At 70.5% G+C, this 11,724-nt stretch carries 10 protein-coding genes and 1 pseudogene; 8 read left to right on the top strand and 3 right to left on the bottom strand.

Annotated features, from left to right (window positions below):
- Nucleotides 1-144 precede the first annotated feature (144 nt).
- Entirely contained in the window at nt 145-1,053 is a 909-nt protein-coding gene (locus AC31A1_RS35530) for an oxidoreductase (RefSeq protein ID WP_489657269.1), read from the bottom strand.
- Between the two features lie 96 nt (nt 1,054-1,149).
- Between AC31A1_RS35530 and AC31A1_RS35525 the strand changes: the two genes are divergently transcribed.
- Complete coding sequence (locus AC31A1_RS35525; protein ID WP_489657268.1) at nt 1,150-1,707, top strand: TetR/AcrR family transcriptional regulator; 558 nt, start codon at nt 1,150-1,152, stop codon at nt 1,705-1,707.
- Between the two features lie 356 nt (nt 1,708-2,063).
- Here AC31A1_RS35525 and AC31A1_RS35520 read toward each other — a convergent pair whose 3' ends face one another.
- Entirely contained in the window at nt 2,064-3,302 is a 1,239-nt protein-coding gene (locus AC31A1_RS35520; protein ID WP_489657267.1) for an MFS transporter, read from the bottom strand.
- A 439-nt stretch (nt 3,303-3,741) separates the two neighbouring features.
- Here AC31A1_RS35520 and AC31A1_RS35515 point away from each other — a divergent pair, with 439 nt between their 5' ends.
- The 7 genes from AC31A1_RS35515 to AC31A1_RS35485 all read left to right on the top strand — a co-directional run bounded on the left by AC31A1_RS35515 (nt 3,742) and on the right by AC31A1_RS35485 (nt 10,694).
- Nucleotides 3,742-4,713: an aKG-HExxH-type peptide beta-hydroxylase gene (locus AC31A1_RS35515; RefSeq protein WP_489657266.1), complete on the top strand. Its 972-nt coding sequence runs from the start codon at nt 3,742-3,744 to the stop codon at nt 4,711-4,713.
- Between the two features lie 184 nt (nt 4,714-4,897).
- Nucleotides 4,898-5,938 carry a radical SAM protein gene (locus AC31A1_RS35510; protein ID WP_489657265.1) on the top strand — a complete coding sequence of 347 codons (1,041 nt, stop codon included), beginning with the start codon at nt 4,898-4,900 and terminating at the stop codon, nt 5,936-5,938.
- Between the two features lie 46 nt (nt 5,939-5,984).
- Complete coding sequence (locus AC31A1_RS35505; RefSeq protein ID WP_489657264.1) at nt 5,985-6,197, top strand: hypothetical protein; 213 nt, start codon at nt 5,985-5,987, stop codon at nt 6,195-6,197.
- A 37-nt stretch (nt 6,198-6,234) separates the two neighbouring features.
- On the top strand, nt 6,235-6,426 hold the full coding sequence (locus AC31A1_RS35500) for a hypothetical protein (protein ID WP_489657263.1): 192 nt from the start codon (nt 6,235-6,237) through the stop codon (nt 6,424-6,426).
- Between the two features lie 83 nt (nt 6,427-6,509).
- Nucleotides 6,510-8,870: a B12-binding domain-containing radical SAM protein gene (locus AC31A1_RS35495; RefSeq protein ID WP_489657262.1), complete on the top strand. Its 2,361-nt coding sequence runs from the start codon at nt 6,510-6,512 to the stop codon at nt 8,868-8,870.
- 4 nt (nt 8,871-8,874) lie between these two features.
- Complete coding sequence (locus AC31A1_RS35490; protein ID WP_489657261.1) at nt 8,875-9,453, top strand: GNAT family N-acetyltransferase; 579 nt, start codon at nt 8,875-8,877, stop codon at nt 9,451-9,453.
- Nucleotides 9,450-10,694, top strand: a complete 1,245-nt coding sequence (locus AC31A1_RS35485; RefSeq protein WP_489657260.1) for a cytochrome P450 — start codon at nt 9,450-9,452, stop codon at nt 10,692-10,694. The genes AC31A1_RS35490 and AC31A1_RS35485 overlap by 4 nt, the downstream gene beginning before the upstream one ends.
- A gap of 207 nt (nt 10,695-10,901) precedes the next feature.
- On the opposite strand, the pseudogene AC31A1_RS35480 reads toward AC31A1_RS35485, so the two are convergent.
- Nucleotides 10,902-11,724 (bottom strand): annotated as a pseudogene (locus AC31A1_RS35480) (hypothetical protein); the annotation flags it as partial.

The following is an 11,724-nucleotide window of genomic DNA, read 5'->3' as shown; positions in this document are numbered from 1 at the left end:
GGGAAGGGGGGAGGGAACGCGCAACTGTTCGTCGTCATGGCCGGGCAAGGCATGGGCAAAGGAGCCGCGGACCCGGTGGCCGGGCGGGACGAGGGCGGTGTGGTCGGCGGAACGCCGGCTGGGGCTGCGGGCCTCGATGGCGTATCAGGGCCGGAAAGCGACTCCGGTCAGCCGTTCGCTCTCCGCCCACAGGCGTGCGCCCTGCCGCGGATCGTCCGCGCCGCGGGGGAGCTTGACCGGCTTTGGTGTGCCGGAGGTCTGATCGCGTCCCGACGGGCCGATGAACTGCCCGCTCACCACGTCGGAGGTGCTGGCGGCGTACAGCGACGGCCACGCGGCGCCCTCGGACGAACCCATGAGCAGGCGCTCGGCGATCGGGGTGAACACCCTGGCCAGGGTGCCGTTTCCGTGCTGCTGAAGGTTGGTCATCGCGGCCCCCGGGTGGACCACCAGCGCCTTGAGCGGCGTGCCGGTGGTGCGCCGGGCGAGTTCGAGGGTGTAGACGATGTTGGCGCGCTTGGATTTGGCGTAGGCACCCATGCCCCGGTAGCTCTTCTCGCTCATCAGGTCATCGAGCCGACCCATGGGCCAGCGCGCGGCGATCGCACTGACCGTGACCACCCGAGGGGCCGGGGAGCGGAGAACGGCGGGCCACAACTGCGCGTCGAACGCGAAGTGGCCGAGATGGTTGGTACCGAAGGTCATCTCGAACCCGTCACGCGTACTCTGACGGGTCGGCAGGTTCATCACCCCGGCATTGTTGAACAGCAGGTCGATCGTCTCGGTCTCGGCGATGCGAGAGGCCGCCTCGCGGATCGAGGTGAGGTCCGACAGGTCGACCACCAGCGTGCCGGTCTCGGCCTTCGGCGCCACGGCAAGCACCTGCCGCACCGCTTTGTCGAGGTTGGCCTCACTGCGTCCGGCAAGGATGATCCGCGCGCCACGCGCAGCGAGCACACGCGCGGTCTCCAGTCCGATGCCGCTGTTGCCGCCTGTGACGAGGGCCGTGCGTCCAGCCTGGTCCGTGATGGCATCCGGGGTCCAGTGACTCATCGTGATCATGCTCCCTTACTGAACGATTTTTCAATAGTCATCGTGCGGGCGGCGCGAAGCTTTGTCAAATGAACGTTCATTAATTAAGGTGGACGGATGCGCACCCGGGATCCCGAAGCCAAGAAGCAGTTGCTCTTCGACGCCGCGTTGGCGGAGTTCGCCGAGTTCGGCCGGGCAGGGGCGCGGATCGACCGGATGGCCAGACGTGCGGGTATCAGCCCGGGGCTGGTCTACTCGTTCTACGAGGGCAAGGCCGAACTGTTCGACGCGGTCTTCGACCGGATAGTCGACCTGATCGTCGCGTCCGTACCGATCGACGCGGATCGCCTGCCCGAGTACGCGGGCCACCTGCACGACGCGGGCGGGTCACACCCCGAAGTCATGCGGTTTCTCAAGTGGTACGACCTCGAACGCGGCGACTCCTCGCAGCGCGCCGCCGTGGCCGCCTCCATGTCCGAGAAAGTCGCGGCGATCACCGAGGCGCAGCGGCGCGGGACGGTGACGACGGCGCGCCCCGCGGCGCACATTCTGGCCCTGGTGCTGACCTTGGCGAACATGTGGCACTTGCCCGGAGAGGACGTGGCAGGCCTGGTGCCCGAACCCGAACGGCGCGCCTTGGTGACCTCGGCGGTCGCGGCGCTGGTCACGCCCTGACGGGCGACCGGCGCTTTCCGTCGGCCGCCGGGTCGGTCGCGCTCGTCCGCGCCCTCCGAGGCGGTGGCCTCGATGACGGTAGGGCCGAACCGGCGGACACGAGAGAGCGGTAGGGGACCCGATGTCCGGTTCTCCGGTTCGCCGCTGCGTCCGGGGTCAGTGGGCGGTCGCGGCGGTGCGGGGCACCCCGCGCGACCCAGTTGTTGGACGAGGCGGCCAACCAGGCGGGAGGAGGCCGGCGATGGCCATGACGTCTGACTTCCGGATCAGGGAAGTACTTCCCGCACAGCCTCGTACCGGCACCGGTAGGTCACCCGGCGTGGGCGACGGGACGGCGCACGCCGAGGGCACGGCGCTCACGGTTCGGTGTGGTCGGCCTCGATCCTCCGCGCCTCGGCACCCACCCCGCTCACCAGCGGCAGACACCCCAGGAGAAGCACCCCTGCCAGCACCCACGGTGCGTCGAGGCCGGTGTGCCCGGCCAGAGCACCACCCAGCGTGGCGCCCAGCGGCATGGCGCCCCAGGCGGCGAGCCGGTAGCCACTGGTGACCCGGCCCAGCATGCCCGGCGGGGAGAGGCGTTGCCGCAGCGACACCGTGCACACGTTCCACAACACCACCCCGGCACTGTTCAGGGCCAGCATGAGGGCGACCAGGGGCCACCTGGGCAGCACGGCGACGACGAGATAGCTCATCGCCGACACGGCCAGCGACAGCGTCAAAGTCCGTCCGGAGCCCAGCCGTTGCACCGTCCTGGCCGCAGCCTTCGCACCGGCCAGGCTGCCGAGGGCCGCCGCCACGAGCATCAGGCTGTAGGCGTACGGCGGCAGGCCGAGCCGTCGTTCCACGTACACGACGAGCACCGCGTAGACCGCCTGCTGGCCCACGCCCATCACCGCGACCACCACCATGAGGCGCCGGAACACCGGGTGCCTGCCCAGCAGCCGCAGCCCGTCCCAGGTACCCCTCAGCAGGCCCCCCGCCGCGCCCGGCTCGGCACCGTGACCGGGCAGCCTCCGGAGCAGGAGCGCGGACGCGAGGAACGTGGCGGCGTCCAAGAGGAAAGGCAGGGGCTGCCACACCGCCCACAACGCCGCTCCCGCGGGCGGGCCCACGAAGCCCGTTCCGGTGATCTGCGCGGCGATGACGCGGGCGTTCGTGCGCTCCAGCTCGCGGTCCGTGATCAACCGCGGCACGACGGCCTGCGCCGCGCTGTCGAAGAACACCTCGGCGACGCCGGAGGCGAAGGCCAGCAGGACCAGAGCCCACACCGGGACCCATCCGGCCAGCACGCACCCGGACAGCACGGCCAGCATCGCGCAGCGCGCCAGGTCCGCGCCCACCATGGGCAGACGCCCGGGCCAGCGGTCCACCAGAGTCCCGATGACCGGCGCGAACAGCCAGGCCGCCCGGCCGGCGGCCGCGACCACCGACACCCAGAACACGTCGTCCGTGACCGTCGTCGCCAGCAGCGGCAGCGCCGCGAAACGCGCGCCGTCCCCCAGCGAACTGAGCGCGTTGGCGGTGACGAGCCGCCGCACGGCAGCGGCACGCGGCACAGGGGGCAATGCGGACGTCCGGGCAGCGAATCTCATGTCGGGCAGCGGGCTCTTTCGTCGGTCAGGACAGGGACAGAATCCACCGGCCCCGTGTACCCGATGCGGGATCCGGCATTCGCGCGCCCTGCGAAATTTAAATTCTCTTTTGGGTGATTTGCGATTCCATTAATCTCCCGGGAAAGACATTCCGCTACCCCTGCCGGACCGGTTGACGCGCCATCTCGCGCCGTGGCAGCCTCGGTTGGGACGCGAGTGGGACGCGGGAAGCGCCAATTCACCACTCCACCCGCCAGGCTTGAGCGCAAGTCAGCCCATTGCACTTGCTGACACTCGCTGCGATTAGGGGATTTACCTCACCAGGGACGACGCCATGCACGAGCACATGGTTCCGGCGCTGGCACACCACCCCGTATTCGGCGATGCCGCCGGTATCCTCAATCGGTTATACGAAACCTACGACTTCCTTCTCGAATGTGTGGCGCCGGAATTATGGCCGCCCGGCGCGGACGGGCATCGGATCGCCCGCGACACCGCCTTCGATCCCACGGTCCGGCACAGACTCGACCAGGCGCTACGGGCAATTCGCAGCACCCCCGCCTGCGCGGCCGAGTTGGCCGCTCTCGCGGACTACTCGGGCCCGGGGCCGGCGGGTCCGATCGCCGCCGAAGGAGACCGCGCGGGAGTCCGTCACCGGCTTGCGAACCAGGTGGCCCTCTTGCTGGAGCCGGGCCTGTCGGCCCCCGGCCACCAGGACTTGACCGCGCTGTTCCGCCGCTACCTCAGCGCCGGTGAGGCCGGAGATCACCTGACCGGCATCACCAGCGAGCAGACCGACATCGCCGCCAAGGCCGTCGAGTTGATGCTCGCCACCGCGCCGGAACTCTGCCGCGGTCTGCTCGCACACGCCCGGTACATCGTCGCCGTCGACGGCCCGGACGCCTTCGACAGCGCGTCCACCCGCGAGATCCCCGGTGCGGCGTTCGTCGCCGTGCGCTGTATGCGAACCCCCGAGCGGCTGGCCGAGGCACTGGTGCACGAGTTCGTGCATCTGCGGCTCTACGACCTGCAGTTGACCCGGTCGATCTTCGCACCGGACTACGACACCGCCTCGGCGCCCACCGTGGCGCCGGAATGGCACAGGGACTCGCAGGTCTCCCGCTGGCCCGTCGACCGGGCGCTCGCGGCCGCGCATGTCTACGTACACCTGACCTCATGGTTCGACCGGCGCTTGCGCTCCTGCGCGGACCCGGAGGTGGAACGGTCCGCGGAGACAGCCGCGTTCCGGGCGACCAGTCTCCTTGCCAAGGTCGCCGTGCACGCCGAGGACTGCCTCGGTCCGGCCGGGCAGGACTTCGTGCGGTGGCTGGCAGAGGTCCAGCGGCAGAGAACCGACCCGCTTCACGTCGCCGCCGGCCGGCCGGCGTCGTCATCGACCGTCAGAGCCTGAGGGCCCCCTGCCGCGACTCCGCTCCTTCGACGGCCGCCCGGCGGAGCGTGCCCCCGGCACCACCTCCGACGTCCTCGGCACGCGCTCGACGACTTCCGCCCCGCCACCACCGCCCTCACGCCGGTCGCGTCCCGGCTCCCTCCCGCGCCACGGCACTGCCCAGAGGCGACCAGAACGGAGACCCATGGAACTCGTGCTCAACGAGCCTCTCAAGAGCTGGCTCCAAGTCACCCAGTCGTGCAACCTGCGATGCCGTCAGTGCTACGGCGACTGCGACGCCCACCCCGGGCCCGAGGAGATGAGCCGGTCCGAGTACACCGCACTCATCAAGGAGATGGCCGACTCCGGGGTGATCGAGGTTTTCGTGGAAGGAGGCGAGCCTCTCAACCGCCCCGACGTCCTCGACGTCCTAGCCGAACTGACTCCGCATGTGATGACCCGGGTCCGCACCAACGCGACCCTGCTGACGCCGGACGCGGCGGCCCGGCTGAAGGCGATCGGGGTCGGCGAGGTGTACGTGGACGTCCTCGGGGCGACGGCGGCCACCCACGACTGGCACACCCGGGCCCCGGGCAGCTTCGACCGGACGGTTCAGGGGCTCAAGAACGCCCAGGCGGCCGGACTCCCGGTGTCCCTGCTCATCATCATGACCCGCCGCAACGTGGACGAACTCCAGCAGGTGCTGGAGATGGCGGACGATCTCGGCGTACCCCGCGTCGGGGTCCTGCGCCTTTACCCACTGGGCAGGGCCCGCACCCAGTGGAAGGACCTGGCGCTGCGCCTGCCCGACCAGATGGTGGCCCTGGACGCGCTCCAGGTGCCGGAAACGGTCCACCTGATGACCTCCTGGCACCCCAAGGACGGCAACTGCTGCTGGCAGAACGCCGGCGTGGACGCGACGGGTCGCTCCGTCGGCTGCGCCTATCTGCGGGACTACACCGATTACGGCAACGTCCGCGAGGTCGGCTGGCTGGACACCTGGAACGACCCCGCGTACGCGCACAACCGCGGCGGCCACGTGGATGGAGGCTGCGAGGGCTGCGAGGAGACACAGGGGTCCTCCGGCGGTTGCCGGTCCACCGCCTACGCCTTCACCGGCGATTGGGACGCCCCCGACCCGTACTGCTCCACGACCAACGGAGGGACCGATGTCTCCCAGCTCCCGGGCGACCTTGAAGAACGACGCGTCCGCCCCGCCGTACCGACAACGAGCCGACTGCTATGAGCAGAGCGGTTCGGCCAGGCTCCGGCCCATCCCGGAGTGGAACTGCATGCTCGCCTACACCCCGCACAAGCCCGCCATCCACTACCTCAACCCGGTGGCCTGGGTGGTAGTCGAGTTGTGCGACGGATCGTCCGGTTCGCAGATCTACGCCACGTTCAAAGAGCTCAACAAGGGCCGGATCGGCGAATCGGAACTCCAGGAGGCGTTCGAATCGGCGATGGCCCAGCTCCTGGAAGGCGAGCTGGTCGCCAGGATCTAGCCGATCGACCCGCCCCCCATCGGAAGGAGGTGAACAGATGACCAGGAAAACGACAGATCTCGAACAGCTCATGGCAGCCGCCGGCGCGACCGGCGAAGGTCCCGCTGTCGAGGTGGTGCAGCCGGAGGTGCGCACTGGTGCGCAGTACGCCCTGCTGCCGTCGATGAAGGCCAAGCGTCCGGACACGTCCGGCGCGACGCAGGAGTCGGAGGCGCGGAGCGAGCAGTGAGCCGGGCGGACCCGCGTCACGTCGACCGGCACTCGGGCACAGCCCGGGTGCCGGTCCTACCAGGAGGACCGAAGGGGAAGAAGATGGGGAAGAAGACCGTCCTGGTGAACCCGCCGCTGTGGAACGCCTACGCGCCGCACCTGGCCGTGCCCCTGCTCCTGGCAGACCTGCGGGCCCGCGGTCACGAGGCCGACGCCTACGATCTCAGCATCGAGAGCGTCGACTGGATGCTCTCGGTGCCGGCCCTGGCCGAACTGGCGGACAAGGCGCGGGCCCGCCGGACGGTCGACCTGGAGGACGAATGGGCACGCCAACGCGCGCTCCTCGTGGCGCCGGCCGCCATCGACGGCATCGACGAGGCGAAGGCACGGCTCAGGTCACTGGCAGCACTGCACGAGCCCGCGGAGTTCCACTCGGCCCGCCGCACTCTGCGCGACGCGCTGTGGCTGATCTCGGGCGCGTTCCCGGGGTGCGACTTCGACCTGGTGTCGAACACCTCGATGTACTCGGCCGAGTCCACGGTCCAGGTGCTCGCGGCGAGCACCGACCCCGAGGGAAATCCTTACCGCTGGGCCTTCCAGCGCATGCTCGACCGTGACCTGTTCCTCGACCCGTCCGTCGGCGTCGTCGGGGTGAGCATGTCCGCCGACACTCAGCTGATCGCCGGGGTCACCTTCCTGGGCATGCTCCGGAAGCTGCGCCCGGACGTGCACGTGGTGCTCGGCGGCAACTACGCGACCCGGTTGGTGGACCGCTGGCAGCGCCGCCACCCGCTGTTCGACTACGTGGACACGGTGGTGACCGGGGAGGGGGAGGGCGCGCTGGCCGCCGTCGTCGAGGGGCTCGACGAGGACCGGACAGACGCAGGTGACTTCCGGGAGAAGATCCCCGGCGCCGTCTGGGACGACAACGGCATCCTCCTGCGCGCCCCTCGCAGGAGTGTCGACATCACGGTGTCGCCGAAGCCCGCCTACGACGCCCTTCCGCTGGACAAGTACCTCGCACCGGGCCCGGTCCTGCCCGTCTTCGCATCGCGGAGCTGCCCCTGGGACTGCGCCTTCTGCTCGATCCCGTTCGCCAGCAACTCCTTCCGGCAGCGGCCCGCCGCCGCGGTGGCGGACGAGGTCCGCGCACTGCGCGCGGACCACGGCTCGCCCTACTTCATGTTCGTCGACGAGATCATGAGCCTGCGGACGTTGCGGCACGTCGGCGAGGCACTCGTGGCGACCTCACCCGGCACGTACTGGTACGGCGAGACCCGCTTCGCGCGCGGCCTCGACGACGAACTCGCCGTGCTCCTGCACGCCTCCGGCTGCCGCCGCATGAACTTCGGTCTCGAATCGGCGAACCAGCGCGTCCTGGACCTCATGCGCAAGGGAACGCGCATCGACGATGCCTGCGAGAACACCGCGTCGATGCTCAGGGCGAGGGTGCCGGTCCATCTCTTCGTCATCCACGGATTCCCGGGGGAGACGCGGGAAGAGGCGGCACGGACGGTGGCCTTCGCGGAGGCCGTGCGCCGACTGTCCGTCGAGACGTACGGCGTCGCCCACACCACCTGGGGCGGCTCGCCCTTCGTTCTGGACGTGCATTCGCCGGTCGGCACCGATCCGGAGGCGTTCGGCGTGCGCATCGACCCCCCGGCCGCGCAGGACGACCTGAGTCTGTGGCGCACCTACACGGCCGAATCGGGCCTGTCCCAGCGTGACAGCGTCCAGATCGCCGAGGACGCGGCGGGCTCCGCCGGGGACACCACCGTGTGGTTCCGTGCGGCACGCGATCCGATGGCCCGGGAGATAGAGGAGTTCACCTTCCTGCGTGCCTGCGAGGGGGTCCCGCTGCCCGGGACGCCCGCCGTACCGATGCTCGACTGGCCGCCGCCCGAACCGGACGCCCGGCTCGGCATCGCTCCCGGGGTGACGTTCACCCGGGTCCCCTGGCCGGCGACCGAGGCGGACAGCGGATCCGCGATGGCGCTGTACAACCCTTCCGATGATCGGTTCCTCCAGCTCAACTGGACCGACGCCGACTGGCGGGAGCTCGACGGACTGCCCTGGTGCGACCTGGAGCGGTGGCTGGAAGACCATGAGACTCACTACCTGGGCGCGGACCCCACCGCAACGGCGGCCCTGCTGCTCCGGCACGGATTCCTCGTGCCCTCCCGGCGGCAGGCGAAGCCGCCTCCCGGCCGGCTCCGCGCGGAACTCGGCATCGCGGTCACGGGCCGCGGCGGCACGCACCACGTCACCAACCCGATCACCGGCGTGACGGTCCGGCTCCGCGGCACGGCGATCGACACCTGGCACCGCTGGCGGACGGGCGGGACGCCCGAGTCCGAGAAGGAGACCACCGACGCACTGGTGCGGTATGGCTTCCTGTACCTCAGCCCCGACGGTGCGGACCGGCCGCCGCCGGCGTACCTGACGCAAGGACAGGCGGTGTAGACGAGTGGATCGGTTCCAGCTCCCCGGACGAGGCACGCTCCACATCCGCCCCATGGAACCGGAGGACGAACCCGGGGTGGCGGAGGTGCTGGGTGCCTGCGACGACTACCTGGTCGCCGCGACCGGCTCGCCCGCCCTGCCCGCGGACGTGCAGAGCCTCTTCTACGCTTTGCCGGACGGCGCCGACTACCGGCAGAAGCACCTCCTGGTGTTGTGCGACGGAGCGGCTGTGATCGGTGTCGTCGACGCCGTCGAGGGCCATCCCGACCCGGGCACCTGCTCGGTGGGGATGTTCCTCCTCGTCCCGCACGTACGCCGCGAGGGTGTGGGCGACCGGGCGGCGCGGTACCTGCTCAAGGAGGCCGCAGCCCGCGGGATACGGCGCGTGACGGCGACCTGTCCGCAGCGCTGGGCACCCGGTCTCGCGTTCCTGAGGAGTCTGGACTTCGAGGTCCGCGCACCGGACCGCGCACCGGATCCGACAGTGGGCAACCGGCTGCGGCCGCCCGCCGAGAGGGATCTGTGCACCGCTGTACGGCGCCTCCCCCACGACGCCGACGGCGGAAGCGGAGATACCTCATGACGCCCCTTCCCTCCTGTCTCGACACGGGCCTCGCGGGGGTTGAGGAGGACATCTCGGCGGCGTACGAACGGGTCAGCGGCTTCGACGTCGACGCCACCGCGGCGGAGGCGGACGCCCCGCATGCCGAGTTCGCGGCGCTGCGGCGGCGGGGGCAGGTGCACGCCTCGACGCTGGAGCAGGTGCTGAGCGGAGCGGACGTGCCGGACGGGACGGCCACCACCCCTGCCTGGCACGTCGTCTCTTTCGCGGCGGCCGAGCGTGTGCTGCGGGACGAGGACACCTTCTCCTCGTCCGCATACGACGACAGCATGGGCCGGGTGATCGGGAGGTCCTTCCTCCAGATGGACCATCAGGAGCACAGGGCCTGGCGGAACATCCTGCACGGCGGCTTCAACCGGCAGGCGGTGCTGGGCCGTCAGGGGGGCATCCGCGCGGACGTCGTGTCCCGGCTGCGGACCCTGGCCGCGCGTGGCGGCGGGGATCTGGTGCGTGACGTCGCGTTCCCGGTAGCGCTCACGACGATCGCCCGCATGGTGGGGTTCCCGTCGGGCACGCGGATCGGCACGCTGTACGCATGGGCCGTCGGTCTGCTCGACGACGCCGAGGGGAAGATCGGCACGGCTGTGCGGGATCAGCTGGGCACTCCGTCGGGATGGGCGCCCGACAGCATCGTGGGCCGACTCCTGCGCGCCCAGGACCCGGTGATCGGATCCGGCCCCGAACTCGAACCCGCGGTACGACTGTTGCTGTCCACCGGCACAGAGCCCCCGTTCCGATTCCTCGCCACCTTGATGTACGCGGTTCTCGGCGACCGGTCGCTGCTGGAGACGCTCCGGGCGGACGACTCCCAGGTCCCTGCCGTCGTCCAGGAGTGCTGGCGGTGGGAGCCCCCGCTGACCTGGGTCCTGCGCCGGTGCACCACGGATACGGAGCTGGCCGGGCAGGTCGTCCGGCGCGGCGACCTCGTCTGTGTCAACCTCGCGTCGGCGAACAGGGATGAGACCCGCTGGGTTCAGGCACACCTGCTGGACATCCGGCGCGAGCCGCTGCCGAGTCTCGCCATGGGCACCGGTCCGCACACCTGCCTCGGGCGTCATCTCGCCGCCGCGGAGTCGCGGGAACTGCTCGCCGCGATCCTCGACGCGACCCCGCCGGCACGGCCGACGGGGTACGCCCTGGACACCGACGGCATGGCAGGCCGCGGATTCCGGTCACCAAGACGTCTCGGTATCCGGCTCTGAACTCCTGTGCGGCGAGCACCGCCTCCTCCTCCTGGACGTCGGTATGCACCAGGGAGCCACGGGCTTGGTCAACGACACGACGCTGCTGCTGGACCTCGACGGAGTATCCGTCATGCGGGCCGGCCGGCTGAGTCGTCGGTGACGAGGATGCCGTGATGAAGGGCGACGGGCCTCCTCCACAACCTCCCGCGCCTGCCCGGGTTACCGTCACCAGCCCGTCAGCAGCAGGTGGTTGATGAGCAGGGCCAGGACGGCCTGTGCGGCGAGCCAGGCGCGGGGCCGGGGGAGGAACGCGCAGGCGGGGAGCAGCCACATCGCGAACGGAAGCCAGATGCGTTCAGTCTCCGCCTTGCTCATGCCGGAGAGGTCGGCGACGAGGAGGGCGAGGAGTGCGGCGAACACCAGCAGGGCTAGGCGGTGTTCGGGTGCGGCGGTGCGCAAACCGCCTCGGAGGTCCGGGAGTTGGGGACGTACTGGAGCGGTGCCCGCGCGTCGCAGACCCGCCGCCGTCGCCGGGCCCACGAGCAGCGCGGTGCAGGCCAGGTTCGCCCACACCCAGTAGCCGTACGGCCGGGTCCCGCCGACGCCTTCGTAGTAGCGGGTGATCAACAGGTGGTACGCCTCCCACCAGTTGAAGCCCAGCAGCGTGAACACCAGTGGTACGACGGTGAGTCCGGCGGCCAAGGAGGGGAGAGGGGCGAGCCGTCGGTGGCCGAGCAGGAGTGCGGCGCCCGCGATGACCGCGAACAGCGTCAGCCCGTAGGAGAGATACGCGGTGAGGCCGAAGAGGAGACCGGCTGTGAGGCCGGCCGTGCGTGGCCGGTGTCCGGTGACCGCGAGGGCGAGGAACGCGACCGCCCAGGCGGCGACCGCCGCGAAGTAGCCGTCGGCCGAGGTGCCCATCCAGACGGCGGCCGGGGCGAGGACGAGGAAGGGGGCGGCGCGGCGGGCGAGTTGCTCACCGGCGAGCACGCGCACGGTGACGAGGACCGCCGCGCCCGCCGTCGCCCCGACGGTGATGCACCAGACG

The organism is Streptomyces sp. P5F9 (assembly GCF_057961495.1).
Note: the sequence above shows the minus strand (reverse complement) of the source record. Positions and strands in the feature narration are given on the sequence as shown.

What these genes read in the sequence shown, in the direction of transcription:
- AC31A1_RS35530 (WP_489657269.1), bottom strand. Translation starts at nt 1,053, where the DNA reads ATGAGTCACTGGACCCCGGATGCCATCACGGACCAGGCTGGACGCACG.
- AC31A1_RS35525 (WP_489657268.1), top strand. Translation starts at nt 1,150, where the DNA reads ATGCGCACCCGGGATCCCGAAGCCAAGAAGCAGTTGCTCTTCGACGCC.
- AC31A1_RS35520 (WP_489657267.1), bottom strand. Translation starts at nt 3,302, where the DNA reads ATGAGATTCGCTGCCCGGACGTCCGCATTGCCCCCTGTGCCGCGTGCC.
- AC31A1_RS35510 (WP_489657265.1), top strand. Translation starts at nt 4,898, where the DNA reads ATGGAACTCGTGCTCAACGAGCCTCTCAAGAGCTGGCTCCAAGTCACC.
- AC31A1_RS35505 (WP_489657264.1), top strand. Translation starts at nt 5,985, where the DNA reads ATGCTCGCCTACACCCCGCACAAGCCCGCCATCCACTACCTCAACCCG.
- AC31A1_RS35500 (WP_489657263.1), top strand. Translation starts at nt 6,235, where the DNA reads ATGACCAGGAAAACGACAGATCTCGAACAGCTCATGGCAGCCGCCGGC.
- AC31A1_RS35495 (WP_489657262.1), top strand. Translation starts at nt 6,510, where the DNA reads ATGGGGAAGAAGACCGTCCTGGTGAACCCGCCGCTGTGGAACGCCTAC.
- AC31A1_RS35485 (WP_489657260.1), top strand. Translation starts at nt 9,450, where the DNA reads ATGACGCCCCTTCCCTCCTGTCTCGACACGGGCCTCGCGGGGGTTGAG.